This window comes from Enterobacter sp. PL_is511 (assembly GCF_055816065.1).
On the sequence record NZ_JBVPGP010000019.1, the window covers coordinates 194,505 to 220,923 of the forward strand.

The 26,419-nt window shown below is 59.8% G+C and carries 26 protein-coding genes; 17 read left to right on the forward strand and 9 right to left on the reverse strand.

Going from position 1 to position 26,419, the window contains the following annotated elements; translation table 11 throughout:
• The first annotated feature begins 1 nt into the window (after window position 1).
• Entirely contained in the window at window positions 2-5,584 is a 5,583-nt protein-coding gene (locus AC0TN7_RS07255) for a trifunctional serine/threonine-protein kinase/ATP-binding protein/sensor histidine kinase (protein WP_473701978.1), read from the forward strand.
• Window positions 5,585-5,587: 3 nt separating this feature from the next.
• On the opposite strand, the gene AC0TN7_RS07260 is transcribed toward AC0TN7_RS07255, so the two are convergent.
• Window positions 5,588-6,205, reverse strand: coding sequence for a response regulator transcription factor (locus AC0TN7_RS07260; protein ID WP_048028672.1), 618 nt, complete (start codon window positions 6,203-6,205; stop codon window positions 5,588-5,590).
• Window positions 6,206-6,488: 283 nt separating this feature from the next.
• Between AC0TN7_RS07260 and AC0TN7_RS07265 the strand changes: the two genes are divergently transcribed.
• Window positions 6,489-7,091, forward strand: coding sequence for an ATP-dependent Clp protease proteolytic subunit (locus AC0TN7_RS07265; RefSeq protein ID WP_024909504.1), 603 nt, complete (start codon window positions 6,489-6,491; stop codon window positions 7,089-7,091).
• A 135-nt stretch (window positions 7,092-7,226) separates the two neighbouring features.
• Window positions 7,227-8,348, forward strand: coding sequence for a ribosomal protein uL16 3-hydroxylase (locus AC0TN7_RS07270; protein WP_063622639.1), 1,122 nt, complete (start codon window positions 7,227-7,229; stop codon window positions 8,346-8,348).
• A 61-nt stretch (window positions 8,349-8,409) separates the two neighbouring features.
• Here the strand turns inward: AC0TN7_RS07270 and AC0TN7_RS07275 are convergent, their stop codons facing one another.
• Window positions 8,410-9,828, reverse strand: coding sequence for an aminotransferase-like domain-containing protein (locus AC0TN7_RS07275; protein ID WP_024909502.1), 1,419 nt, complete (start codon window positions 9,826-9,828; stop codon window positions 8,410-8,412).
• A gap of 176 nt (window positions 9,829-10,004) precedes the next feature.
• On the opposite strand from AC0TN7_RS07275, the gene AC0TN7_RS07280 reads away from it, so the two are divergent.
• Window positions 10,005-10,166, forward strand: coding sequence for a DUF1127 domain-containing protein (locus AC0TN7_RS07280; protein WP_032645487.1), 162 nt, complete (start codon window positions 10,005-10,007; stop codon window positions 10,164-10,166).
• Between the two features lie 40 nt (window positions 10,167-10,206).
• On the opposite strand, the gene pdxR is transcribed toward AC0TN7_RS07280, so the two are convergent.
• A complete protein-coding gene (gene pdxR / locus AC0TN7_RS07285; RefSeq protein ID WP_473701979.1) occupies window positions 10,207-11,595 on the reverse strand; it encodes a MocR-like pyridoxine biosynthesis transcription factor PdxR in 1,389 nt (462 codons plus the stop codon).
• Window positions 11,596-11,696: 101 nt separating this feature from the next.
• Here pdxR and AC0TN7_RS07290 point away from each other — a divergent pair, with 101 nt between their 5' ends.
• On the forward strand, window positions 11,697-12,176 hold the full coding sequence (locus AC0TN7_RS07290; RefSeq protein ID WP_024909883.1) for a carboxymuconolactone decarboxylase family protein: 480 nt from the start codon (window positions 11,697-11,699) through the stop codon (window positions 12,174-12,176).
• Here AC0TN7_RS07290 and AC0TN7_RS07295 read toward each other — a convergent pair.
• A complete protein-coding gene (locus AC0TN7_RS07295) occupies window positions 12,163-13,065 on the reverse strand; it encodes a LysR family transcriptional regulator (protein WP_048992906.1) in 903 nt (300 codons plus the stop codon). The genes AC0TN7_RS07290 and AC0TN7_RS07295 overlap by 14 nt on opposite strands.
• A 100-nt stretch (window positions 13,066-13,165) precedes the next feature.
• On the opposite strand from AC0TN7_RS07295, the gene AC0TN7_RS07300 reads away from it, so the two are divergent.
• The 7 genes from AC0TN7_RS07300 (at window position 13,166) to AC0TN7_RS07330 (ending at window position 18,867) form a co-directional block, all read left to right on the forward strand.
• Window positions 13,166-14,581: an aldehyde dehydrogenase family protein gene (locus tag AC0TN7_RS07300; protein WP_473701980.1), complete on the forward strand. Its 1,416-nt coding sequence runs from the start codon at window positions 13,166-13,168 to the stop codon at window positions 14,579-14,581.
• A 151-nt stretch (window positions 14,582-14,732) separates the two neighbouring features.
• A complete protein-coding gene (locus AC0TN7_RS07305; protein WP_126545533.1) occupies window positions 14,733-15,056 on the forward strand; it encodes an antibiotic biosynthesis monooxygenase family protein in 324 nt (107 codons plus the stop codon).
• Entirely contained in the window at window positions 15,049-15,426 is a 378-nt protein-coding gene (locus tag AC0TN7_RS07310; RefSeq protein WP_148768996.1) for an amino acid-binding protein, read from the forward strand. The genes AC0TN7_RS07305 and AC0TN7_RS07310 overlap by 8 nt, the downstream gene beginning before the upstream one ends.
• A complete protein-coding gene (locus tag AC0TN7_RS07315) occupies window positions 15,419-16,114 on the forward strand; it encodes an ArsR/SmtB family transcription factor (RefSeq protein ID WP_473701981.1) in 696 nt (231 codons plus the stop codon). The genes AC0TN7_RS07310 and AC0TN7_RS07315 overlap by 8 nt, the downstream gene beginning before the upstream one ends.
• A 149-nt stretch (window positions 16,115-16,263) precedes the next feature.
• A complete protein-coding gene (locus tag AC0TN7_RS07320) occupies window positions 16,264-16,734 on the forward strand; it encodes a MarR family winged helix-turn-helix transcriptional regulator (RefSeq protein WP_157188566.1) in 471 nt (156 codons plus the stop codon).
• Window positions 16,731-17,798 (forward strand): HlyD family secretion protein, encoded by a 1,068-nt coding sequence (locus AC0TN7_RS07325; RefSeq protein WP_473701992.1) that lies wholly within the window; start codon window positions 16,731-16,733, stop codon window positions 17,796-17,798. Before AC0TN7_RS07320 ends, AC0TN7_RS07325 begins: the two co-directional genes overlap by 4 nt.
• A 4-nt stretch (window positions 17,799-17,802) precedes the next feature.
• The gene (locus AC0TN7_RS07330) at window positions 17,803-18,867 is read left to right on the forward strand and encodes a DUF2955 domain-containing protein (protein ID WP_463726545.1); all 1,065 of its coding nucleotides are present in this window, start codon (window positions 17,803-17,805) and stop codon (window positions 18,865-18,867) included.
• On the opposite strand, the gene AC0TN7_RS07335 is transcribed toward AC0TN7_RS07330, so the two are convergent.
• The gene (locus AC0TN7_RS07335; protein ID WP_148768522.1) at window positions 18,858-19,238 is read right to left on the reverse strand and encodes a tautomerase family protein; all 381 of its coding nucleotides are present in this window, start codon (window positions 19,236-19,238) and stop codon (window positions 18,858-18,860) included. The two genes, AC0TN7_RS07330 and AC0TN7_RS07335, sit on opposite strands and share 10 nt — an antisense overlap.
• Window positions 19,238-19,546 carry a carboxymuconolactone decarboxylase family protein gene (locus tag AC0TN7_RS07340; protein WP_148768523.1) on the reverse strand — a complete coding sequence of 103 codons (309 nt, stop codon included), beginning with the start codon at window positions 19,544-19,546 and terminating at the stop codon, window positions 19,238-19,240. Before AC0TN7_RS07340 ends, AC0TN7_RS07335 begins: the two co-directional genes overlap by 1 nt.
• A gap of 97 nt (window positions 19,547-19,643) precedes the next feature.
• Here AC0TN7_RS07340 and AC0TN7_RS07345 point away from each other — a divergent pair, with 97 nt between their 5' ends.
• Window positions 19,644-20,507 carry a LysR substrate-binding domain-containing protein gene (locus AC0TN7_RS07345; RefSeq protein WP_148768524.1) on the forward strand — a complete coding sequence of 288 codons (864 nt, stop codon included), beginning with the start codon at window positions 19,644-19,646 and terminating at the stop codon, window positions 20,505-20,507.
• Here AC0TN7_RS07345 and AC0TN7_RS07350 read toward each other — a convergent pair.
• On the reverse strand, window positions 20,497-21,765 hold the full coding sequence (locus tag AC0TN7_RS07350) for a DUF445 domain-containing protein (RefSeq protein ID WP_473701982.1): 1,269 nt from the start codon (window positions 21,763-21,765) through the stop codon (window positions 20,497-20,499). The two genes, AC0TN7_RS07345 and AC0TN7_RS07350, sit on opposite strands and share 11 nt — an antisense overlap.
• 242 nt (window positions 21,766-22,007) lie before the next feature.
• Between AC0TN7_RS07350 and AC0TN7_RS07355 the strand changes: the two genes are divergently transcribed.
• The 3 genes from AC0TN7_RS07355 to tssD are packed head-to-tail and all read left to right on the forward strand — an operon-like array spanning window position 22,008 to window position 23,374.
• The gene (locus tag AC0TN7_RS07355) at window positions 22,008-22,370 is read left to right on the forward strand and encodes a tlde1 domain-containing protein (RefSeq protein ID WP_021240619.1); all 363 of its coding nucleotides are present in this window, start codon (window positions 22,008-22,010) and stop codon (window positions 22,368-22,370) included.
• Window positions 22,370-22,882 carry a hypothetical protein gene (locus AC0TN7_RS07360; RefSeq protein ID WP_473701983.1) on the forward strand — a complete coding sequence of 171 codons (513 nt, stop codon included), beginning with the start codon at window positions 22,370-22,372 and terminating at the stop codon, window positions 22,880-22,882. Before AC0TN7_RS07355 ends, AC0TN7_RS07360 begins: the two co-directional genes overlap by 1 nt.
• A complete protein-coding gene (gene tssD / locus AC0TN7_RS07365; protein WP_248165921.1) occupies window positions 22,883-23,374 on the forward strand; it encodes a type VI secretion system tube protein TssD in 492 nt (163 codons plus the stop codon).
• A gap of 21 nt (window positions 23,375-23,395) precedes the next feature.
• Here the strand turns inward: tssD and AC0TN7_RS07370 are convergent, their stop codons facing one another.
• Together AC0TN7_RS07370 and AC0TN7_RS07375 are read right to left on the reverse strand one after the other, a co-directional pair.
• Window positions 23,396-24,022: a LysE family translocator gene (locus AC0TN7_RS07370; RefSeq protein ID WP_473701984.1), complete on the reverse strand. Its 627-nt coding sequence runs from the start codon at window positions 24,020-24,022 to the stop codon at window positions 23,396-23,398.
• Window positions 24,023-24,069: 47 nt separating this feature from the next.
• Window positions 24,070-24,813 (reverse strand): helix-turn-helix transcriptional regulator, encoded by a 744-nt coding sequence (locus tag AC0TN7_RS07375; protein WP_024908302.1) that lies wholly within the window; start codon window positions 24,811-24,813, stop codon window positions 24,070-24,072.
• A gap of 151 nt (window positions 24,814-24,964) precedes the next feature.
• Between AC0TN7_RS07375 and AC0TN7_RS07380 the strand changes: the two genes are divergently transcribed.
• Window positions 24,965-26,335, forward strand: a complete 1,371-nt coding sequence (locus AC0TN7_RS07380) for an NAD-dependent succinate-semialdehyde dehydrogenase (RefSeq protein WP_417927892.1) — start codon at window positions 24,965-24,967, stop codon at window positions 26,333-26,335.
• Window positions 26,336-26,419: the final 84 nt, after the last annotated feature.

Below are 26,419 nucleotides of genomic sequence, written 5' to 3' on the forward strand. Positions count from 1 at the left end.
GATGAACGAACACGAGCAGCCTGCATTCTGGCCCGCCCAGGGGAACCTTCACCAGGGGCGGGTTTTTGTCCTTAAAGAGGATGTGATTTTTACCGTGCTGGCGCAGGAGGGCGGAATCGCCTGGATGCATGCGCGACATCCTCATTCCGGCGGCTCGTTCATTATCGCCACCGCGGTCAGCGACGAAGAGGAAGAGCGGGCCACCCGGCTGCTGAAAAACGAGTTTGCGCTGCGTGACGCGCTGCAGGACAGCTGGGCCATTCGCGCCGTCGCGTCCACCCAGTACCGGGGACGCTTCGCGCTGGTGTACGCCCCGTTTTCGTTTGAGCTGCTGGCGCGGCGCGCGGGCAGGGCGATCTCGGGGATCGCGCGCTTTATCGAGCTGGCGATCCAGATCTGCGTTCCTCTGCGCCAGATGCATCTGCAAAACCTGATCCACGGCGATATCAAGCCCGGCAATATTTTTGTTCATCACGATGCCACCTGCCGTCTGGGCAGCTTTGGCCTTTCATGCAGCCTCTCCGGCGCTTTCGCGCAGACCCGGCTTGCCGTTTCAGGCGGCACGCCGGCGTATATGTCCCCGGAGCACACCTCCCGCACCCAGCGCCCCGTCGATGGTCGCAGCGATCTCTACAGCCTCGGCGTGGTGATGTATGAACTGCTGACCGGACGCCTGCCGTTTGAACTGGGGGAGGACGATCGGACCAACTGGGCGCACTACCATATTGCCTCGGCGCCGCTGGCCCCGGATGCGATACGCCCTGACGTGCCGGGAATGCTGTCGACCATCATCCTCAAGCTGCTGGAAAAGCACCCGGATAACCGCTACCAGACGGTTGACGGGCTGATTGCCGACCTCCGCCGCTGCCAGGCGACGTTGACCGGTGAGGGCGAGATCGTTGCCTTTACCCCCGGCCAGCAGGACCGCACCCCGGCTATTCTTCTGGCGGACTCGCTGTTCGCGACGCATCCGCAGGCGAATGACGTCATTGCCGCGTTTGAGCGGGTGGGGCAGAACCGCGTGCCGGAGCTGGTGACCATCGGCGGGCCGTCGGGGATCGGCAAATCCTCCATCATTGCGACGGCGTTAAAAACGCTCCAGCAGCGTACGGTGCTGCTGGCGGTGGGCAAAGTGGATCAGTTTTCACCGTCATTGCCCTACGGCGTATTAAGCTCCGCATTCCGCCCCCTGACCCTGCACCTGCTGGGCCTGCCGGCTGACGAGGTGGCGAAGTGGAAAATCCGCCTTTTTCGCGCCCTGGAAGGACACGAGGCGCTGGCCGTGAGCCTCGTGCCCGAGCTGGGCCTGCTGCTTGAGCGCAAGCCGCGCTTCCCGGCGGATACGTTTTCCATTGATGCCCGGGCGCGCTTCAGCCATATGGTGCTGGCGCTGGTGAAAACCTTTGCCTCGCAGGGCTGCCCGCTGGTGCTGGTGCTCGACGATCTCCAGTGGAGCGACGCCGCCAGCCTGCATACGCTCAACTATCTGCTGGTGAACTGCGGCGCGATCCCGCTGCTGGTGGTGGTCGCTCACCGCGATATCGGTTCGCTGTCCGAACCCACGCTGCAACAGCAGCTGGCGAGCCTGCCGGAGGCGGCACAGCACGCGAGCGAAATTGTCCCGCAGGCGCTGTCGGTCAAAGCCGTCTCCCGCTGGCTGGGGACGGTATTTCGCACCCGCAGCACGGCGACGACCGACCTCGCCATGCTGATCCATGAAAAGACCGGGGGCAACCCGCTCTTTGTACACGAATTTTTCCGCCGCATCGTCGATGACGGGCTGGTGGTACACAACAAATATCAGGACAAGTGGCACTACGATCTGCAGGCGATCCGCGCCCGGCATTACACCGAAAACGTCGTCACCCTGGTGCTGGAGAAGCTGGAAGAGTTGCCCGACGAGACGCGTCGCCTGCTGGGCAGCCTTGCCTGCCTCGGCGGCACGGGCGAAATGGAGATGATCTGCCGCGTGGTTGGTATATCGATGGCGGAAATGCGCTACGCGCTGCATCCGGCGGTCATGGCGCAGCTGATCGTGCTGACGGAGAAAGCGTACTCCTTCACCCACGACCGGGTGCAGGAGGCCGCCTTTGCGCTGCTGGATCGGCATGAGAAAAGCCATCTTCATCTGACCACAGCCAGCCTGCTGGCCGACGCCGCGCGGCAGGCGGCGGGGAACGAGCTGCTGTTTCGCGCCGTACATCACGTCACGGCCGCGCTGGACAGCATCCAGCCCGCCCCGCAGCGCCAGATGTTCCGCGAGCTGAGCCTGCTGGCCGCGCGACGCGCGAAACGCTCGGGGGATTATCTCTCGGCGCTGAGCTATATCCAGACTGCCCGAGCGCTGGGCAACGCCGGGACGGTGTCAGACTTTATGCTCGATATCGAAGAGGCGGGCTGCGAGTTTGCGCTGGGGCACCTGGAGCGCACCCGCGAGCTGTGTGACGCCATTCTCGGCTGCCCCGGCGGGCTGACCGAAAAGGCGCTGGCGGCCAATCTGCTGGTGGAAGTGTACATTCGCCAGTCGGATAGCCGTCTGGCGCTGGAGGCGGCGCTCTGCTGGCTGGGGGTATTTGGTATTCAGATCGGCCGCTATCCGGAAGATGCCGACTGCGACGAGGCCTGGGAACACTTCTGTAACCGCGCGGGCGACGCGCCGCAAACCCTGTTTGCCCCGCTCTCGCGGATGGATAACCCGGAAACCGAAGCGGTGATGAACCTGCTCTACAGCGCCAGCATTTGCGCCAGCTTCATCTGTCCGCGCCTGCACTTTTTACTGCTTTGCCGCATGATGCACCTGACGCTCGACCACGGTATTACCGGCGCCTCCACCACGGCGATGGCCTGGTTTGGCGTGCTGATGGGCCACCGCTACGCCGAGTATCGCCTCGGCTTTCAATACGGCACGCTGGCCCGCGAGCTGGTCAATCGCCACGGCTACGACGCGTTCGAAGCCAAAACCCTGCTGCCGCTTGACCAGCTCCGCGTCTGGACCCAGCCTTTATCGTTTACCATCGAGTGCGCGAAGGCCTGCTTTACCTCGGCGGTGACCCACGGGGATATGACGATGGCCTGCTTTGCGGCCTGCCACCAGGTCATTAACTTCCTCTCCCGGGGCGATCATCTGGACGGGGTGCTGACCAGCATCGATCGCGGCCTGGCGTTCGTGCGTAAAACCCACTTCCAGGACGTGGAGACCATTTTGATGGTCCAGCGCGGCTACGTTGAGTTCCTGCGCACGCCGGTTATCGGCACCTGGACCGCATCGCAGGTGCTGCCGGAGGCATTGCTGCCCGCGTCGCCGGAGCAGGCGCCGGAGCAGACCTCCATCATGCTGTTCTGGTACTGGCTCTACCGCGGCATGGCGCACTTTACCTGCGGCGAGTATGCCGACGCGCAGGCGGATCTCGAGATGGCGGGGTGGTACGCGTGGTCTGCGCCGGGGCACATCCATCTGCTGGATTACCATCTTTACAGCGCCCTGGCGCTTTCCCGTCAGCTGACGCCGGAGACCTTCTCGGCGAACCACCGCCGCAGCATTCACGCCCACTATGACAAAATCGCCCTCTGGGCGCGCATTAATCCCGGCACCTTCGCGGATAAAGAGGCGCTGATCTACGCCGAAATCGTGCGTCTGGACGGGATGAACAGCATCGCGCTTGAGCAGTATGAGAAGGCGGTCCGGCTCTCCCGCGAGGGCGGGTTTAATCCGATTAATGCCCTGGCCCACGAGCTGGCGGGCCGCTTTGCGCTGGCCTGCGGCTATCCAACCGCCTCTGACGCACACTTCCGTGGCGCAATTGCCGCCTGGGGCCGGGCGGGCGCGCAGGCCAAGGTGCGCCAGCTGGAGCAGGATTTCCCGCACCTGCTGGCCTCCGGGCAGACCAGCGCCTATGACACGGTGGCGTTCGCCCAGAACGAGACCATCCGCGATCTGCAGAGCGTCATCAAAGCCTCCCGCGCGCTGTCGGAAGAGATCAACCTCGAGCGCTTAATCGAAAACCTGATGACGATCCTCCTCGAACGCGCCGGGGCGCAGCGCGGCCTGCTGCTTCGCGTGAGCGATAGCCTGATCCCGGAGATCGAGGCCAGCGCCTGGACCAGCACCGAAGGCGTGCGGGTGCGGATCCTGAAAGACGTGCCGACGGCGACCGACATGCCCCTGTCGGTGCTGGCGGCGGTGATCCGTACCGGGCAGGAGATTCGCACCGGTAAGCCGGAGGAGTTTCACCCCTTCAGTCAGGATCCCTATCTGGTGACCTCGGGGGCGGCCGTCATGTGCGTCCCGATGTTCAAACAGGCGCGGCTGGTAGGCGTGCTCTACCTGGAAAACCGCCTGATGCCGGAGGTTTTCACCGCCGAGCATTCTCGCGTGGTGAGCCTGCTGGGGGCGCAGGCTGCGGTGTCCCTGGAGACGGCGCGGCTGTACGCCGAGCTGCTGGGGGAGAACATCCAGCGCCGTCGGGTGGAAAAAGAGCTGCGCGCCAGCCAGACCTCGCTGATGCTGGGCGAGCAGATCAGCCACACCGGCAGTTGGCGCTGGGAGCTGGAGCAGGATCTGATGTTTGTCTCGGAGGAGTACGCCCGCATCCTCGGCCTGCCCGAGCAGCAAAAGATGATCTCCATGGCGGAGTTTTTGACCTTCGTTCATGAAGACGATTACGCCCGCATCAGCGCCATCGTCACGCAGAGCGTGCGCGAAGGGCTCTCCATGCGCGCGGAGTTTCGGGTCAAGCGTACCGACGGTTCAACGCGCTATATCCTCGGGATTGGCGATCCGGTGGGCGTGGGCAGCGAGGTGAACGAGTATTACGGCATCATCACCGATATCACCAGCCAGCGCGCCGCGGAGGATGCCATGCGGGTGGCGCAGGCGGATCTGGCGAGGGTGTCCCGCGCCACCACCGTCGGGCAGCTGACCTCCTCCATCGCCCACGAGATCAACCAGCCGCTGATGTCGATCGTCTCTAACGCCGGAGCGAGCCTGCGCTGGCTCAGCCGGGAGCCGGCCCGGCTGGATAAAGTGCGGGAAGGGCTGGAAGAGATCGCCGCGGAAGGCGCGCGGGCGGGGGAGATCATTCGCAGCATCCAGTCCCTGACCCGCAAGCAGGATCCCACCTTCTCGCGCATCGATCTGCACTATCTGATCCACCATATCATCGCGCTCTCCCGCAGCGAGCTGGAGCAGCGACACATTAGCGTTGATTACCTGTTGAAGGCGCAGGACAGCTTTATCACCGGCGATAGCGTGCAGATCCAGCAGGTGCTGCTTAACCTGGTGATGAACGCCGTTGAGGCGATGGCCGAGGTGAAGGATCGGGCCTGCACCATCACCCTCAGCACCAGCAACGCGGACGGGAAAGCGATCGTTGAGATCGCCGATACCGGGAGCGGCATTGAGCCCGAGCGGCTGGAGCAGATCTTTGACTCGTTCTACTCCACCAAAGCGCAGGGGATGGGGATGGGGCTGACCATCAGCGCCAGCATCATTGAGCGCCACTGCGGGAAGCTGAGCGCGCGCCGCCGGGAGCCGTACGGCACGGTGTTTGCCTTTGCGCTGCCGCTGGCGGTACAGGAAGGGTAAATGTTACTCCGCAGGCTGGCTTTTGGTCAGGCGCTCAACGGCCCTGACCAGCTCTGCCACGGAGCGCACCTGCATTTTCTCCATTACGCGGCGGCGGTGCACTTTCACCGTGATCTCGCTGACGCCCAGCTCGGCGGCAATTTGCTTGTTCAGCATGCCGCTTATCGCCAGCGTGAGCACCTCGTGTTCGCGCGGCGTGAGGGAGAGATGGCGCTGCTTCAGGGCGTAGTGCTCTTTATTGCGCTCGGCGTTGTTTTCCGCCAGCTGCAGCGCGGACTCAATGGCGTCGATAAGCGCGGTGGATTCGACGGGTTTGGTAAGAAATTCGTAAGCGCCGCCTTTAATGGCGCGCACCGACATCGGGATGGTGCCGTGGCCGGTGAGAAAAATAATCGGGATCTCACGCCCGCTGTCCTTGAGGGCATCTGCCACCTCAAAACCCGAGATGGTGGGCATCTGCATATCGAGGACCACACACGAAGGGAGCTCTTCAAAGCGGTGCTGAAGAAACGCTTCTGCCGATGAAAAGCCGATGGCGTTTAAGTCTGCGGATTCCAGCAGCCCGATCACGGACTGTCTGACTGCGTCATCGTCATCAACCACATACACAATGTGTTCCATTCACCGCCCCGGTGCTGTTTTACATGTCGAGGATGCAAACAGCCCCAGGAGTGACGTAAGGGACTGTTTATGCTGACTTTCATCTTAACACATTAAATATAATTATCATTTAACAATATGATAATCATATGAAGTATAGCGATCCGGGCGGGGGCGGTGAAGGAACGAAACGCGTGCAACATGGGCAATGTGCATGGGCTCCCTCGTAATTTGCCGGTGAGGACTTTGATCGGTAAAACAGGCTACACTCTGGTTTTGAGCGCTAAATGCTGAGGACATAACAATGCACTACACACTGAAAGAAAGCGACAAGGAAAAAGCGGAAGGGTCAAACGGCGCGGGCGCTCTGCAGCAAAAACTGCTGGAGTCTCGTTCGATTGTGATTTCCGGTGAGATCAACCAGGAGCTGGCGCAGAAAGTGATCACCCAGATGATCCTGCTGCAAAGCGTCAGCAACGATCCGATCAAGCTGTACATCAACAGCCAGGGCGGTCACGTGGAAGCGGGCGACACCATCCACGACTTCATCAAATTCATCCGCCCGGAAGTCCACGTCATCGGCACCGGCTGGGTGGCGAGCGCCGGGATCACCATCTTCCTGGCCGCGAAAAAAGAGCACCGCTACTCGCTGCCCAATACCCGCTTTATGATCCACCAGCCGCTGGGCGGCGTGCGCGGTCAGGCGACGGATATTGAGATCGAAGCGCGCGAGATCATCCGCATGCTGGATCGCGTGAACAAGCTGATCGCCGACGCCACCGGCCAGCCGCTGGAAAAAGTGAAAAAAGACACCGACCGCAACTTCTGGATGTCGCCGGCGGAAGCGCTGGACTACGGTATCGTGGGTAAACTGATTACCCATTATGACGAACTGAAGCTGGATTAAGTTTTCGCGGCGTGTTTGTGTCGGGTGGCGGCTTCGCCTTACCCGACCTACACGTGCGGGTTTGACCCATGACAAGTTCCCCCTCTGCCTTCTTGCCTATAATCGCGCCTGTTTCCCCTCTTACTGGTGCTACCCATGGCGTATCAACTGAACCTGAACTGGCCGGAATTTCTTGAGAAATACTGGCAAAAACAACCCGTCGTGCTGAAAAATGCCTTCCCGAACTTTGTCGACCCGATTACCCCGGACGAGCTGGCGGGGCTGGCGATGGAGCCGGAGGTCGATAGCCGTCTGGTGAGCCATTTCAACGGCAAATGGCAGGCCAGCAACGGCCCATTCGAGCACTTTGACGATCTGGGCGAAACCGGCTGGTCGCTGCTGGCGCAGGCGGTGAACCACTGGCATATGCCCGCGGCGGAGCTGGTGCGTCCGTTCCGCGTTCTGCCGGACTGGCGTCTGGATGACCTGATGATCTCCTTCTCCGTGCCGGGCGGCGGCGTGGGTCCGCATATCGATCAGTACGACGTGTTTATCATTCAGGGGATGGGCAGCCGCCGCTGGCGCGTGGGTGACAAGCTGCCGATGCGTCAGTTCTGCCCGCATCCGGCGCTGCTGCACGTGGATCCGTTCGAGCCGATCATTGACGAAGACCTGGCCCCGGGCGATATCCTCTACATTCCGCCTGGCTTCCCGCACGACGGTTTTACCCATGAAACGGCACTCAACTACTCCGTCGGCTTCCGCGGGCCAAACGGTCGCGATCTGATCAGCAGCTTCGCCGATTATGCGCTGGAAAACGATTTGGGCGGTGAGCACTACAGCGATCCGGATCTGACCTGCCGCGAACACCCGGGCCGCGTGGAGCAGTACGAGCTGGATCGCATTCGTCAGATGATGATCGACATGATCGCCAAGCCAGATGATTTCACAAAATGGTTCGGCAGTTTTGTCTCCACGCCGCGCCACGAGCTGGATATCGCCGCCGCCGAGCCGCCGTACGCGCCGGAAGAGGTGCTGGACGCGCTGCAGGGCGGCGAAACGCTGTCTCGCCTGAGCGGCCTGCGCGTGCTGAACATCAACGGCAGCTTTTTCATCAACAGCGAACAGCTGGAGACGGTAGACGCGAAGGCGGCGGATGCGCTGTGCCGCTACACCGAGTTGGGCCAGGCCGAGCTGGGCGATGCGCTGAAAAACCCGGCGTTTGTCGAGGAGCTCACCGGGCTGATTAACCAGGGGTACTGGTACTTCGACGAGTAGTGCTGCACGGTTTTCTCCCTCTCCCTGTGGGAGAGGGTCGGGGTGAGGGCATCAGGCCGCACTAGCCCTCCTCCATCGCAATCACAATCGCTTCACCCAGCTTCTTCAGCGCCTCGCGATTTTTGTCCGTCGGCGGCAGCGCCACGTTGATCCGCAGGCAGTTGCGGTACTTCCCGGAGGCGGAAAACAACGACCCGGCCGCGGCCTGGATTTTCAGCCGGCACAGCTGCTTGCTGACGCACACCATATCGACCTTCTCCGGCAGCTCAATCCACAGCAGGAAGCTCCCCTGCGGGCGCGTGACGCAAATCTCTGCCGGAAAATACTGCCGCACCCAGCAGGTGTAGGTTTCCATATTCTGCTGATAAATCTGGCGCATACGGCGCACGTGGCGATGGTAATGCCCGTCGCGAATAAACGCCGCCACCGCCATCTGCGTTCCCGGCACGTTAAACCCGCCCGCGGCGTATTTCATGTGCATCACCCGGTCGTAGTAGCGTCCCGGCACAATCCAGCCGACGCGCAGGCCTGGCGCCACGGTTTTGGTAAACGAGCTGCAGAGGATCACGCGGCCGTCGATATCCATCGAATGAATGGTGCGCGGGCGCGGATACTCCGCCGCCAGCTCGCCGTAAATGTCATCCTCGACAATCACGATATCGTGCCGCTGGGCGAGGGCCAGCACCTGCTTTTTCCGCGCTTCCGGCATGATAAATCCGAGCGGATTATTGCAGTTGGGCACCAGGATCACCGCCTTGATCGGCCACTGCTCCATTGCCAGCTCTAACGCTTCGATGCTGATCCCGGTCTCGGGATCGGTAGGAATTTCAATCGCCTTGATGTCAAACCCGCGCAGCATCTGCATGGTGCCGTGAAACGACGGCGATTCCACCGCCACGATATCCCCCGGTTTACACACCGAGAGCAGGGCGATAGACAGCGCGCCGTGGCAGCCGTTGGTAATGACAATGTCGCTTGCCGAGACGGTGGAGCCGCCGTCGAGCATCAGGCGGGCGATCTGCTCACGCAGCTCCAGTCGCCCGTCGAGCACGTCATAGCTCAGCATCTCGCCGGGATTATGCTGCGCGATGCGGCTCATCTCGCGCCACAGGGGCTTCAGGCTCGGCTGGTTAATGTCCGGCGAACCGCCGCCAAAGGAGATCATCTCTTTGTCGGCGCGGGCGTCCAGCAGCATCATCACCTCATCCCACTGGGTAACGTCCACGGGGCGCTGCACCGGGCGCGTCATCGCCGGGACGGGCGGCTGGGCTTTGCGCGGTGAGACAAAATAGCCGGAGCGCGGCTGAGGCGTGATCAGCTGGAGGTTTTCGAGGATCTGGTAGGCCTGCTGTATGGTGCTGATGCTCACGCCGTGCTCCTGACTCAGCGTGCGCACCGACGGCAGACGTTCGCCGCTGCGATACAGCCCTTGCTCAATGCGTTCAGCCAGAAGATTGGCCAGATGTTGGTAGCGTGTCATGCTGTATCCTTTGTTTTCACCATACAGATTATAAAACCAGTACAGATTGCAGCGAAAATTGCCATGCAGATACTGTTTTAGCGGATCTGTATGTTAAACAAAAGGTGTTTTTGCATCTGTATTGCACGGGTGTATTTCCGGGATGATAACCCCACTGACACAGTGAGGAGAGCATCATGGAATTCTACGAGAATCGTTCAAAACGTCCGTTTATTGTGTTCGTCTGGATCGGGAAAACGATCTGCAACTGGTATCGCATCAACCGTACCCGCCGCATATTGAGCCAGATGAGCGACGAGCAGCTCAAGGACGTTGGGTTGTCCCGCAATGATATTTAAACCGTAGGCCGGGTAAGGCGAAGCCTCCACCCGGCGATGTTCAGCGCAACAGCGCAAACGTCTGCCGCTTCGGCCTTTCCAGCAGCGCCACCGCCTCTTCGTACGACCGCACGTTGTTATAGCCCATCACCAGCCCGTAGCGCTTCCCGGAACCGCGATACCACTCCGAAAGCGCATTGACCTGCAGCTGCTGTTCCTGCCAGCAGCGCGCCACTTCCCGGTCACGGCTTCCTTTGGTCAGGAACGCCACGATATGCATCCCGCCGTCGTTTTGCTCGGTGAAAAACAGATCGCCATACACCTTGCGCAGGGCGGCAATCATCCAGTCGCGGCGGGTCTGATACAGCGCGCGCATCTTTTTCAGGTGACGGAAAAAGTGCCCTTCGTTGAGAAACGCGGTGAGGATCTTTTGCGTCAGCACCGGCTGGCCGCTGGTGGTGATGTCCGCGCAGTCGGTAAAGGCCCCGACGGTGTTGGCGGGCATGACCACGTAGCCCATGCGCAGCGACGGCATGATGGTTTTGCTGAAGGTGCCCATAAAAATCACCCGGTCGTGATGGTCGAGGCTTTTCAGCGACGGCAGCACCTTGCGGGTGTAGTGAAACTCCCCGTCGTAATCGTCTTCGATAATCCACGCCTCGTTCTGGCTGGCCCAGTCAAGCAGCTGCTGTTTACGCGGCAGGGAGAGCGTGACCGCCAGCGGGCTGTGGTGCGACGGGGTGACGATGGCAAAACGGGCGTCGCGATGGTGACGCAGCAGGTAGTCCGTATCGATACCTGAACGGTCGACAGGCACCGTGTGCAGGCGCGGCACGATCCGCTTGAGCAGCTGCTGGCCCATAAAATAGCCCGGATCTTCAAACACCACCTTGTCGCTGCGGCTGGCGAGGGTGTCGAGGATCAGCCGCAGGCTACCGCTGTAGCCGCTGGTGATCAGCACCTGTTCGGCGCTGCAGGACAGCCCGCGCGAGATGTTGAGGTAGCTGGCAATGGCCTGGCGCAGCGGATACCAGCCCAGAACGGGCGGGTTGAGCATCTCCTCCTGACGCATGGCCCGCGTCGCCTGGCCCGCCAGCAGCAGCCACTTTTTATACGGGAAGCTGTCGAGGGCGGGGATGCCGGGGCGCAGAAACCCGGCCCGCTCGCGCTGGCTGATGAGCGAGGCCGGAAGCGCCCCGGTGGGCTGCTCCGCAGGGGCAGTCTTATCCGGCAGCAGTAAGTCCGGGTTAACCCGCGTGCCGCGCGCGCCCTGGCTCACCAGATACCCTTCACCCGTCAGAATGGCGTACGCCGTTTCGACGGTTTTACGCGCCACCTTCAGCTCTTCCGCCAGCACGCGGATAGCAGGCACCCTGTCGCCCGGCTTCAGCACGCCGCGCGTGATGTTGTCGCGATAGCGGGAATAAATCTCGTGATAGCCCGGCTTCATGTCCTACCTCATTTCACGCTTTTTGTATCTTTTTACTATGTCATGAACGGCGTAGATTTGCCCCATCGCATGACACATGCCGCACAAAAAGAGGAAAGACAATGAGCACTCGCGTTAACCACCATAAAGTTACACCTGCCCTCGCCAACGCGCTGTCTGCCCTGAGCATGGAGGTGGCAAAAACCTCCATCGACCCGGCGCTGAAGCACCTGATCGACATTCGGGTGTCGCAGCTGAACGGCTGCACCTTCTGCCTGGATATGCACTCGAAAGAGGCCAAAATCGCCGGCGAGCGCGAGCTGCGCCTGTACCATCTGGCGGCCTGGCGCGAGTCCCCGCTGTTCAGCGCCCGTGAAAAAGCCGCGCTAGCGTTCACCGAAGCGCTGACCCAGATTGGCGTTCACGGCGTGAGCGATGCGCTCTACCGCAGCGTGGCGGAGCACTTCTCGGACGTGGAGATTTCAGAGCTAAACTTCGCCATCGTGGCGATCAACGCCTGGAACCGTCTGGGGATCACCTCCCGCATGGAACCCGGCGCGCTGGACGCGGCTTACGGGCTGAATAAGGCTAACCTGGAATAATCCCGCGCTCGCGAACCATCGCCACCAGCGCCCGCAGTCCCGGCGGGACGTGGCGATGGCCGGGGTAGTACAGGCGCAGCCCGGCAAACGGCTGCGCCCAGTCGTTTAGGACGCTCATCAGTTCTCCACGTTCAAGCTCTTCACGGATATACAGTTCCGGTAAAAATCCCACCCCTAACCCCGCTTTCACGGCGCGGATCGAGGCAAAAAGATCGGACGTCGCAAAACGCGGCGGTACGGCAAGGGCGTACGTTTCACCCCGACGCGCCAGCTCCCAGCGGTAGATCCCGCCGTGGGCCATCCGCATGCCGATCCCCTGATGTGAAAGCAGATCGTCCGGCGTCTGCGGAATGCCGTGACGTGCAAAATAGTCCGGCGTGGCGGTGACCAGTTGGCGGATCTCCCCGGTCAGCGGCACGGCGATCATGTCCTGCGGCACAGACTCCTCAAGGCGGATCCCCGCGTCATAGCCTTCCGCGACGATGTCGATCATTCGCGCTTCGCTGACGGTCTCTACGCGCATCTTCGGGTAGCGGATCATAAAGTCGATCAGCAGCTGGTCCAGAAACAGGGTGCCGATATGGTTCGGCACGTTCAGACGCAGCGTGCCGGCGGGTTCTCCGGTGTCGCTGTGGATCTCTTCCCCGGCGAGACGGATCTCCTGCAGGGCCGGGCCGATACGCGCCACGTAGCGCTGCCCGGCGTCGGTGAGCGCCACGCTGCGGGTGGTGCGGTTGAAAAGCCGCGTCTCAAGGCGGCTCTCCAGTCCGGCGATGGCGTTGCTGACCGCCGTGGCGGACATCCCCAGCTCCTGCGCCGCGGCGCGAAAGCTGCCGCGCCGCACCACCGCCATTACCACTTCCAGCTCTGTCAGACCTGAACGATGCATAGATTATCCTGAAAATCGAAACAACCCTTGCAGCATAGCGTGGATTATCGCAACGGAGAAGCCGTGCCAGACTGTGCTCACACAGCCTGAGGAGGTTTATATGCACACCATCGAACAGATCTTTATTAACGGCGAATTTGTTACCCCGCACGGCACCGAGTGGTTTGATTTGTACAACCCGGCGACGGCGCGGGTCATCGGCCAGGTTCGTCTGGCGGATGAGGTCGACGCAGCGCGCGCCATTGCGGCGGCAAAAGCGGCGTTTCCGGCGTGGTCGCAGACCACAAAGCAGGAACGCATCGCGGCGCTGAAGCGCATGCACGCCGCCGTGGCCGCTCGCCACGACGATCTGCTGGAAGCGGTCATTGAAGAGTACGGCGCGCCCGCCTCGCGCTCGGCGTGGATGGCCAGCTATCCGGCGGAGGTGATTGCTCAGGCCATTGAGGCGCTGGAGGCGTTTGAGTTTGTCACCCCCGCAGGTGCCGCAACGGTGCAGATGACGCCGCTCGGCGTGGCCGGGCTGATTACGCCGTGGAACAGCGATGCCGGGTTTATCTGCGGCAAGCTGGCGGCCGCGCTCGCCGCGGGCTGCACGGCGGTGATCAAGCCGAGTGAAATGAGCGCCCTGCAAACGCGGATTGTCACTGAAGCGCTGCGCGATGCCGCGCTGCCGCCGGGCGTGTTTAACATCGTCACCGGGCGCGGCGAGACGGTAGGTGAAACCATTAGCCGCCATCCGGACGTGGCAAAAATCTCGTTTACCGGCTCCACGAATACCGGCAAGGCGATCCTGCGCAACGCAGCGGAAAGCTTTAAGCGCGTGACCCTGGAGTTGGGCGGTAAATCGCCGACGATCCTGCTGGATGATGTGGATCTGGCGCAGGCGATCCCGCTGGTGATTCAGGCCGGGTTTATGAACAGCGGGCAGGCGTGCGTGGCCGGGACGCGCATTCTGGTGCCTTACTCGCTCAAGGCGGAGATCGAAACCGGGCTGGCGCAGGCCGTGGCGGCGGTGAACTCCGGAGACCCGCGCAACAGTGCGACAGACGTCGGCCCGATGGTCAGCGAGAAGCAGTGGTTGCGGGTGCAGGGCTATATCCGTAAAGGCCTCGAAGAAGGGGCGCGCCTGCTGGCGGGCGGTGAAGGGCGGCCGGAAGGCACGCAGGACGGCTGGTTTGTGCGTCCGACGCTGTTTGCCGACGTGAACAACCGGATGACCGTTGCCCGCGACGAGATCTTCGGCCCGGTGCTGTGCGTAATCCCTTATCAGGACGAGGCGGAGGCGATCGCCATTGCCAACGACACCGACTACGGCCTGAGCGCGATGGTGCTGGGCGGCGATGTTGACCGCGCGCGACGCGTGGCGCAGCAGATTGTTTCCGGTCGCGTGCTGGTGAACACCCTCGCCCATGAACCGAAAGCGCCGTTCGGCGGGTTTAAGCACTCCGGTTTGGGGCGCGAGATGGGCGAGTGGGGAATTCGGGCGTTTATGGAGCCGAGGTCGATTGTGGGATAAAACCTGCCCGGTGGCGCTGCGCTTACCGGGCCTACATGAGCCCGTAGGCCGGATAAGCGCAGCGCCATCCGGCACAACACTTCGCTCCTTGCCGAAGCATCGTGCTTTTCCATCCTGCATTCTCTCCCCAAATCACAACGGAGAGACCATCATGATCGCAGTCCTTTTCGAAGCTAAAGCCGAGCCCGCTCATCAGGCGCGCTATCTCCAGCTGGCCGCCGAACTTAAGCCGCTGCTGGCCGACATCGACGGCTTTATTGATATCGAGCGGTTCCAGAGCCTGACCACCGACGGCAAAATCCTCTCCCTTTCCTGGTGGCGGGATGAAGAGGCCGTCCGCCGCTGGAAGCAGAACGTCTTTCATCAGGCGGCGCAGGCCGAAGGGCGGGAGTCGATTTTTGCGTACTACCGCATTCGGGTGGCGCAGGTCGTGCGGGAATATACCTCTGAAACCGGAGGGCATGCCGATGTATGACGTTCATGTCATTTTTCGCGATATCCCGGGTGAACTGGCGCGCTTTGGGCAGCTGCTGGGCCGCAACGGCGTGGGGCTGGAGGGCGGTGGCGTATTTGGTACACATGCCCATTTCCTGGTGGAAGACGGGGAAAAAGCGCGACGCGTGCTGCTCGACGCCGGGTTTACCGTACAGGCGGTGCGACAGCCGGTGATCAGAAAGCTTAAGCAGGAACGCCCTGGCGAGCTGGGCGAGATCGCAGCGGCGCTGGCGGCACGCGGTGTGTCAATCCTGACTCAGTACAGCGACCATGCGAATCACCTTATTCTGCTGACGGATGATGATAAGCTGGCCGCAGAGATCACCGAACCCTGGGCGGCCCATGCTTAAGACGAGTTTACCCCCTGATAACAGCGCGTTGCTGGAAAAGGCGATTGCCGCTGTAGCGGCTGCAATGGCCGATCCGTCGCGCGTGAAGATGCTCTGTGCCCTGATGGACGGACGGGCGTGGACGGCCACCGAACTGAGCGCGGCGGCTGACGTTGCGCCGTCGACCGCCAGCGGGCATCTCGCCCGGCTGCTTGAAGGGCAACTGATTACCTGCCTGTCGCAAGGGCGGCATCGCTATTATCGCCTTGCCGGGCACGACGTGGCGGCGCTGGTGGAGCAGATGATGGGGCTTTCGTGGAGCCGTATTACCCCGCCGGAAACCAGCGCGCCGAAAGCCATGCGCGAGGCGCGGACCTGCTACGACCATCTCGCCGGTACGGTGGCGGTGCAGATCTATGATTTCATGCAGGCGGAAGGCTGGCTGGAGGCTGACGGTTCAGCGCTGACCCTGTACGGCCGGGAGCAGTTCCTGACGCTCGGCATTTCGTTAAGCGCGCATCCGCGCCGGAAGGCCTGCTGTGCCTGCCTGGACTGGAGCGAGCGGCGGTTTCACCTGGGCGGAGAAGCCGGCGCGTTGCTGCTCGACCATCTGGAAAGTAAAGGCTGGATCCAGCGGGTGGCGGGGTATCGGGAGGTGGTGGTGACGGCATCGGGGAAAAGTGCCGTCAGGAAGCATTTTAGCCGCTAAACGCCGCTGCGGGCTGATGCCCTCACCCCGACCCTCTCCCACAGGGAGAGGGAGAACACCCTTTCGCAATTCCTGCGCTTTCGCCTCTCGTTTCTTGATAGTTACCCTGATAACTATTATCTTGACCGCGTGTGACGAGAGGTTTCCCCATGAGTGAAGAAGAATTGTTCTGCCGCAGGCCGATGGGCATGCGGATGGCGATGATCGTGCGCCAGTGGCGTGCCGTCATCGACGAGGCCATTCTCGATACCGGGTTAACCCAGTCGAGCTGGACGGTGATGATGCAGCTGCATCAGCTCGGGGATAACGTCTCAATGAGTGAGCTGGCGGAGGTGCAGGGCATTGAACTGCCGCCGCTGATGCGCACCCTGACACAGCTGGAAAAGCAGGGATACCTGCTGCGCGCCGTATCGCCTTATGACAAGCGCATCCGGCTTCTGACGCTGACGCCTGAGGGAAAAGCCCTGTTACAAAGGCTCACTCAGGTGATTGAGACGTATCAGGCGCGCGTATCGCAAAACATCGTGCCGGAACATCTCGACATTTTCAGCGCCACGTTGAATCAAATCGCCTGCAATTTGCGGACAATCCGCGAAGAAGATAACAAGACCGAAAAATAATGACCCCTGAACAAAAGTTTGCCCGCTGGGTAAGGGTGAGTATTGCCTCTTTCCTGCTGATGTTTGTCTACTTTATCGTCGCGGATATCTGGATCCCGCTGACGCCGGACTCCACCGTGATGCGCGTGGTGACGCCGGTGTCTCCGCGTGTCTCCGGTTACGTGGCGGCGGTACATGTCCACAACAACAGCCAGGTGAAGCGAGGCGATCTGCTGTTTGAGCTCGACGACACGCCGTTTCGCAATAAGGTGGAGGCGGCGCAAATCGCGCTCGAGCAGGCACGCCTGTCCAACGAACAGCTGGATGCGCAGATCGTTGCCGCGCAGGCCAGCCTGAAAACCGCCGTGCTGACCGCGCGTAACGACAAAGTAACCTTTGACCGCTACCAGAAGCTGAGCACCCTGCAGAACGTCTCGCAGGCGGATCTGGATAAGGTTCGCACCACCTGGCAGAGCAGCGAACAGTCCGTCAGCTCAATTCAGGCCAACATCCATAACCTGCGCATCCAGCGCGGCGAGCGGGACGAGCACCGCAACGTGACGCTGCAAAAATACCGTAACGCGCTGGATGAAGCGGAACTCAATCTTGGCTGGACGAAGGTTTACGCCCAGGCGGACGGCACGGTCAGTAACCTGCAGTTAAGCCCGGGTTTTTACGCCTCCTCGGGCTCAGCCGCGCTGGCGCTGGTGAACAACCAGACCGACATCGTGGCCGATTTCCGCGAGAAGAGCCTGCGCCACACCCGTCAGGGCACCGACGCCGCCGTGGTGTTCGACGCCTTCCCGGGGCACGTTTTCCGCGCCCACGTCACCAGCAGCGACGCGGGGATCCTTGCTGGTCAGGAGGCGGTTTACGGCCAGCTCTCCGAGCCGGAAACCTCCAACCGCTGGGTGCGCGACGCTCAGCGCATGCGCATTCACGTGACGCTGGACGAGGCGCTGCCGAAGCATCTGCCGACCGGCGCCCGCGCGACCGTGCAGCTCTACAACAGCGAAGGACCGTTTGCGCGCTTCTTCTCCGGGATGCAGATCCACCTGGTGAGCCTGCTTCACTATGTTTATTAGTTCGATGTCTATTACTACCCTGGCGCGGGTGTTTACCCCGCACGGCAACATCGTCTATACGGCAAACGACTTTCGCCAGACCCTGCGCATCGTCTTTGCCGGGATGATTGCGCTCAGCATCTCCAGCTTCTACAACACCAGCTATGGCGTATTTTTCGTGGTCTACCCGATCATGCTGCTGTCGCTGGTGCCGGTGTTTAACCGCCACGTGGCGAAGCAGTTCATCTTCAGCGCCGCGCTAAACTGCGTTGAAATGGTGATTATCATCGGCTATCTGTCGCAATGGCCGGTCATCATGACGCTGGTGGTGTTTGCCCTGTACGTGATGCGCTTTCGCTTTATGAGTAAAGGCCCGCTGTTTCTGTTCGGTTCGATGGGCGTGGTGTGCCAGAGCGTGATGCTCAACTTTATGAGCTACCCCACCACCAACTGGCACACGCTTTTGTTCTCCAACATCGAAGCGAGCGTGATGGCGGTATGCCTGAGCGCGCTGATGAACTATCTCCTGCCGGACGTGGAGCCCCGCAAGCCGCCGCCGCTGATTGAGAAAGACGACGCCCGCGTGCGCCACGAGTCGCTGCTCTCCGGCACCGTCGCGACGCTGATATTCGTCGTTTTTCAGATTAGCGACTTAAGCGATTCGCTTTCGGCGCTGATGGCGGGGATTTTAATCCTGTTCCCGATGCACTATCGCGGTTCGGTGATGAGCTCCATCTGGCGCGTGGTCGGCGTGGTGCTGGGCTGCCTCTATATTCTGGTGGTGCAGCTGATCCTCTACGATCACAGCAGCCATATGCTATTGATGATGCCGCTGATCGGCCTCGGGCTGGCGTTTGGGGCGCGACTCCACGTGATGGAGAAGGTGGGCGCAGGCGTAGGGTTCTCCAGCATCACCACCATCGGGATAATGTTCGGGCAGAACATGCACCCGGACACTGACCTGGTGTTCAGCGATCTGTACCGCATCACCTCCGTCACTTTTTCGCTGGTGGCGACGCTGACGATGGTCTTTCTGGTGCACCTGATCCTGAACCGCTTCGAGGCGACGCGCTACGTCATTCAGGGCTGATAGCGTATGCCGCCGCTGAAGCTCCAGTCTTCAGCGGCAGTAAACTGGATAACGACCATCACGTCCCCACCATTGATGCCCATCTTCTCATTCAGCTGCGCAGCCAACTGGCGGTAGAGCGCCGCTTTTTGTTCTTCGCTCCTCGGCTTACCGGCCACGATATTGAACAGTATCGCCCCCTCCGTTCTGCCCGGGCTGAGATAGTGCCGATCAACGTATCGATCCCCGGCAGCGAAGCATTCAAAAAAATGAAACCGGTCCTGCGCGGGAACGGCGAAGGTTTCCGTCAGCGCCTGGTGCAGAATGTCCGAAATCTGTTTTTTCTGCATCTCGCTATAGCGGCCACCCGTCATGATGCGAACAAACGGCATTATTGTTTCTCCTCTGCCAGGCAGGTCAGGGCGCTGACGGCTGCCGGCCAGCCTGCGTAAAACGCCAGATGAGTAAACGCTTCGGCAATCTCGTCGTCCGTCACGCCGTTTTTTCGGGCAAAGTCGATATGCCAGGGAAGCTGCGCGGTACGCCCCAGGGCGGCCAGGGCGGCAAGCGTGATCAGGCTGCGATCCCGCGGGGCCAGCTGCGGACGCTGCCAGATATCGCCAAACAGCACCTGCTGGCTGAGTTCCGCCAGCTTAGGGGAGACCTGCGCAAGCGTGTCGCGATTCAGTGTTGTGCTCATTTTTATTCCTCCTGTGGTCTGGAAATCACTCTCGCAGGCTGCCACCATAAATAAAATTGCAATGTTCAGGACCAAATGTCCTGAAAATGAGGATGATATGGATAAACGCTTTTCAGCATTAGACCTGGACGCGCTGCGCAGCTTTGTGGAGGGTATTCAATCCACCAGCTTTGCCGAGGCGGCGGACAGGCTGTGTCGGTCCACCTCTGCGGTCAGCGCCCAGCTAAAAAAGCTGGAGCAGCAGTGCGGCGTGGCGCTCACCGTGAAGCAGGGGCGTACGCTGGCTCTGACCCGGGAGGGTGAAATTCTGCTGAGCTACGCCCGACGCATGCTGGCATTAAATGATGAAGCGCTCCGGGCTATCAGGGGGGAGTTGCTTCAGGGCGAGGTGCGTCTGGGTATGCAGGAGGACTTTGGGGAGTCCGTGATGCCGCAGGTTATCGGCGATTTTCACAGACAACACCCTGAGCTTCGCATGATCGCGCGCGTCGATCGCAACCCGCCGCTGCTGCGGGGCGTGGCGGCAAACGAACTCGATCTGGCGCTGGTCTGGCAGGAAGGACGAGAAGGCGACTATGTGCGAAGCGAGCCGCTAAAGTGGATTTGCCGGTCCAGCGAGGACATTGAGGCACTTCTGCAGCGAGGTGAGCCGCTGCCGCTGGTAATGTTTGACGCCCCCTGCCTCTTGCGAAGCCGGGCTATCGCATCGCTGGATGCCGCAGGTATTCCCTGGCGTATAGCTTTTACCAGCTATAGCCTGAGCGGACTGTGGGCGGGCGTCAGCGCGGGGCTGGGTATCACGCTCCGCACGCGTATTGGCCTGCCCGAGACGTTACAGGTCGACAGCCGCCAGCTGCCAGATACAGGAGAGTTGGGAATAGCGCTGCATCAGGGAAGCGCCTCCGCCAATGCCGCTATTTCCAGCATGAAGGCGCTGATCCTCAGGACGCTCAATGGATAAGCGTCGGGATTTGCGAGAGTAAAAACAGAATCAGGCCAATCGTCCCGCCCACCAGGGTGCCGTTGACGCGGATAAACTGCAGATCCTTGCCAATGTTCAGCTCAATCTGGCGGGACATGTCTTTGGCATCCCAGCTTTTCACCGTGTCGCTGATATGGCGTGTCAGGAACGCGGCAAAATCCGGCGCGAGGCGGTGCGCGGCCTGCTCCAGATGCTCGTTCATTGAGGCTTGCAGGTTCGCATCGTTCGTCAGCGTTTCACCAAACCAAAGCCCGGCGTTGGCGATGCGCTGCTTCACGCGCGAGTCCTCACTCTGCATGTCCGCCTTCAGCCACTGGCGCAGGTCGGCCCACATCTCACCCAGATAGCGGTTAAACGCCTCATCGTTTTTCAGATAGTGCTTGATGTTGTCGGCTTTGGCCGCCATGTCCGGATCGTTTTTCAGGTTGTCAATAAGCTTCAGCGTGGCGCGGTCAAATGCCTGGCGGATCTGGTGCGTGCGGTCATGGCTGATATCGTCCAGCAGCGTGTTCACCGCGTTTGACACCATCTCCGCGCTTTGATCGCCCAGCCACTCGGTGGGCAGCACCATCGCCTTGCGCGGATGCTCGGTCTTGAGCCAGTGGACGATCTGGTCGGCGATAAAGTCCCGCGTGCTTTCCCGCTGAATGAGGGTAATCAGGCGATTGATGATGGCGTCCAGCAGCACCTGATGGCGGTTGTTTTTGGTCATGCTCTCCAGCATCACGGCGCTGGTTTCAGTGAAGTCGACCTTGTCGATGGCCTTATGCACCGCGCGTTTGAGCAGGCGTTGAATGCGCCCGTCGTCGGTCAGCTCGAGAAAACCGCTCATCACCTGCATCAGATGCAGCCCGACGCGCTGGGCGTTGTCGGGCTTGCTGAACCAGGCACCAATCATCTGCGCGGGCTCATAGCGGCGGATCAACGCCACCAGCGACTGGGTATCGAGAAATTTCTCCTGCACAAACTGGCCGAGATTGTCGCCGATCCGGTCTTTATTGCGCGGGATGATCGCCGTATGGCGGGAGATAAAGGGAATCGGCACCCGGCGGAACAGCGCGACGACCGCAAACCAGTCAGCCAGCGCGCCGACCATTGCCGCCTCGGCAATGGCCTTGACGCCGCGCACCCAGAAGGTCTGCGGCAGGAACAGGGTGGTGATAAACGCCGCGGCGGCAACCAGCAGCAGCGCCAGCGCCAGCAGCTTGGCGCGTTTGAGTTCAGCTATTTTTTCCATGGGTTAAGGATAGAGGCAAGTGAACCAAAAGTGCAAAACTGGTGTAAGGGGAGAGACGCATTCTCTGCCTGACACACGGCTTTTATATAAAAATTATATAAATCAAAATTATCTATTATTAATTTTTCTATATTTTTTGTGCTTATTTATTTTCGGACGTAATGTTTTGTGACCGTCGTAGTCATTTTAACGCTCCTGTTAGCCATACGATAAAGGACTATTTATGAAAGGAGACGGTATCGATGACATGGGAGTATAAAGTTTCGACGGGGGTATTGAGCCATAATGGTGTGTTTGTCGCTAACTGCTACAGCGGTGCGGGTGAATCGAAAGATAAGCCAGAGTGTGAAAGTCAACGAAACAGAGGCCCCATTCCCAGAGGTATTTATTTTATTGCCGGGTGGAATAATCATAAAAGCGCTGAGGCCATTATTCTTGAGCCTATAGCGGGGACCAATACCTTTGGTAGGGATCATTTTCAAATTCATGGTGATAAAAAAGGTCAGCCACCAGGCTCTGCATCAGCAGGTTGTATCATTATGAATGGTCAGGACAAGCGTCATATGATTTATGATTCGGGTGATACAATACTGGTGGTGCGATAATGAAGTATATTATGGTGCTATTCTTCTTGTGCTTACCGATGGGTTTATTTGCCAAAAACCACACTCCTGAACAGATCCTGCAAATGATAAACGGCAAAGGCGCCATGTCTGTTGTAGCGGAGCTGGATTCAAATGATACGGGTGAGTCGGAATGGTGGAATCATGTCATACCAGAGATAAGTAAAGGAACTCAGGCATGGTTAGCCGTGGCGAGTGCCCTTGAACCCGGAGTGGACGCCAGTACGGCTGAAGACTTAAAAGCAGCGCTTTCTGAAGCTATCCCTCATAATCCTGCAGGCGTTTTAGCCATTTTAAAAGACGATAAGCCCTTACTCACTATTCAACAAATCTGTGCTTTTGCCAGTTATCCAGAAACGGAAGCAGAGGGTAATAAGCTCTTTGTGGATTCAATCAGGGAGATGTTCAAAATAAAAAGCCCGCAGGGTAAAAGATGTCTCGCCGTTATGATCTCAACTGTTGAACACTCTGTTCCATTCGATAAGGATATGTAAATGGCCATTCCGGGATATATGTCATTAACTGACGATGCGGGTAATAACATAAAAGGCAGCGTGAAAGTTAAAGACCGTGAAAACCAGATTGAGGTTTTAGGGCTCTATCATAACGTAAGCTATAATTCTGACCTGCATAATGGCAGAGCATTGAGCAAACGCCAGCATCGTCCCTTTCTTATTGAGAAAGAAATAGATGCCTCCAGTGTTTTTCTCTATAAAGCACTCAGCACGGGCGGTACGTTCAGGAAAGCGACTATCGACCTGTACAGAATCAATGATGCCGGTCAGGAAGAAATCTATTTCACGATAACGCTGGAAGCGGTGAAGGTCGTCACGGTGTTTTCATTAATGCATGACGTGAAAGAGACTTACCATGAAAAACAGGGTCATCTTGAGCTTGTTTTGCTTCGTTATAAAAAGATTACCTGGCATTACCGTGACGGTAACGTTATTCACTCGGATGACTGGGATTATCGGTTAGGGGCATAGAAAACGGCTGATAAGATTCTTTCATATCACCCGCCACAGCACCCACCCGCCAAACCCCATCAGCACCACACCCGCCGTGCGCTCAATCCACCACAGCGCACGGCTGAGCTTCTGTTGCACCGACGATAGCCCCATCAGCGACACCAGCGCCAGATCCCACACCAGCACCACCATCACCATCCAGACGCCGCAGGTCGCCTGCTGAAGCAGCGTCACGTTCGGCCCCAGTAGCGACGTCATCAGCGCCAGATAGAAAAGCGCGTTCTTCGGATTAAGCAGCGCCGAGCCGAGCCCCAGCAGGATCTGCTTGCGCAGCGAAGGGCAGCGCTGACGGGTTTCATTCAGCCTCAGCGCCTGCGGTTGGCTGCGTACCAGATGCGAGCCGATCCACAGCAGGTACAGCGCGCCGCAAAGTTCTATCAGCGTAAACAGCCAGGCAAACTGGCGCAGCGCGCTCCAGCCAATAATCACCAGTAAGATATACAGCCCATTGCCCGCGGCGATGCCGACGCACAATCCGGCGCTGCCGCGCAGTCGGTAGCGCGCCGCGTAGCCCACCAGCAGGAAGAAGTCCGGACCCGGGCTTAACAGGGCGACAAAATGCGCCAGCGCCAGGGCAAGAAAAGCAGAAGGGAAGAACAGTTCCATAGTAACCTCGGTTAACAATCTGAGGTCAGACTACGGTGATGCCAACGTTATTTATTGTCGGATATTGATCGGCCCGTGGCGTACTGGCGCGGCGTGGCGGCGGTATAGCTGACGAAGGTCTTATGAAAATGGCTCTGGTCGGCAAAGCCGCTCTGGTAGCCCACGTCGGCGATGTCGTCCCCGGCACGTAGCCGCGCTTTGGCGAACTCCACGCGGGAGATGTTGAGGAAGCTGCCCGGCGTCAGGCCGGTGTCCTGCCTGAAGGTGCGGATCAGCGTCTCTTTGCGCAGCGAGAATAGTTGGGCAAGTTCGTCAAGCGAAGGCGGTGCGGCCAGGTCGGCAAGAAACGCCTGCCGCACGTGCTGACTGGTTGAGCGAAGCGCATCTGCGTTTTCCAGGCGGCGGGGCAGGGCTGAAAGCAGCGTGTCCACGGAGGCAGGCGACATCGTCTCAACAATCTCAAGGTAGCGCTTAAAGAGCGTACGGTCGCGAATCACCTGGAGCGCCAGAGGAAGATCGGTGTCGATATAGAGCATATGGTAGCTGCGCGGTTGCCCGGCGACGGGGTTGCAGCTGTGCGGCGCAGAGGCCGGGATCACAATGAGGTCCCCGGGGTTAAGGATGTATTCTCTGTCATGACACACGCAGCAGGTCTGGCCTTCCACAATCGCGCCGATGGAGAGCTGCGGGTGACAATGACGTTTATACGCCTGCGTGCTCTGCCACGTGCTGCGCAGCTCAAGGCCTGAGGCGCGGTGAAAAGTCTGCCGGATATGTCGGGTATCGGTCATATGAACTCCTTCTGGACGTTTTTTATACCACGTCAGCGAACCGTCTGGCAGCGCTTCATTAAGAACCTTCCGGATATACCCAACTTTACGTCCACAGCCAGTCATGTTGACTACCCTTAATACCCTAAGCGGTAAAACAAGGAGATTCGACATGGCTTATCAGACAGTAAATCCTGCCACTAACCAGCTCATCAAAGAATACCCCTCACATACCGACGCGGATATCGAAGCGGCCCTGAAGGCGGCCGATGCGCTTTACCATTCGGACTGGGCTAAAGGCGACATCAGCCAGCGCCTGCCGGTGCTGCATAAGCTTGCCGACCTGATCGACGAGCGCACCGAGGATCTGGCGAAAATCGCCAGCCAGGAGATGGGCAAGCTTATCGAACAGAGCCGCGGCGAGGTGAAGCTGTGCGCGCAGATCGCCCGCTATTATGCCGACAACGCGAAGCAGTTCCTGGCCCCGGTGAAGTACGACTCTGAGCTTGGGGAAGCGTGGGTGGAGCATCACCCCATCGGCGTGCTGATGGCCGTTGAGCCGTGGAACTTCCCGTATTACCAGCTGATGCGCGTCCTGGCACCAAACCTGGCGGCGGGCAACCCGGTGATCGCCAAGCATGCCAGCATCGTGCCGCACTGCGCCGAGACCTTTGCCCATCTGGTTCGCGAGGCGGGCGCGCCGGAAGGGGCATGGACTAACCTGTTTATTTCGTCCGAGCAGGTGGCGAACATCATTGCCGACGATCGCGTGCTGGGGGCGGCGCTGACCGGCTCCGAAAAAGCCGGCAGCGTGGTGGCCGCACAGGCGGCGAAGCACATTAAGAAATCCACGCTGGAGCTGGGCGGTAACGACGTCTTCGTGGTGCTGGACGATGCGGACCTGGACAAAGCCGTGAAGATTGGTGTGAATGCGCGCCTCAACAACGCCGGGCAGGTCTGCACCGCGGCGAAGCGCTTTATCCTGCATGAAAAGATTGCGGATGCCTTCCTGAGCAAATTCACCGAGGCGTTTAAGCAGGTGAAGATTGGCGATCCGCTGGACGAAAGCACCACGCTGGGGCCGCTGTCGTCGAAAGATGCGCTTGAAACACTGACCAAACAGGTTAACGAGGCGGTGAAAAACGGCGCGACGCTGCACTATGGCGGCAAGCCGGTGCAGCGCGACGGGAGCTTCTTCGAGCCGACGATCCTGACGAACATCTCGCGCGACAACCCGGCGTACTTCGAAGAGTTCTTCGGCCCGGTGGCGCAGATATACGTGGTGAAAAACGACGACGAGGCGGTCGCGCTGGCGAACGACTCCCACTACGGCCTGGGCGGGGCGGTATTCAGCCAGGATATCGAGCGCGCGAAGAAAATGGCGTCCCGGATCGAGACCGGGATGGTGTACATCAACTGGCTTACCGATACCGCACCAGAGCTGCCGTTCGGCGGCGTGAAGCGCTCCGGTTACGGACGCGAGCTGTCGGATCTGGGGATCAAAGAGTTTGTGAACCAGAAGCTGGTGGTGGTGCGTCAGTAAGAGGTCATAAAAAAACCTGCCAGCCGGCAGGTTTACTATGAACACTGTCATCGCCTTTCTTGCCGGGTGGCGCTGCGCTTACCC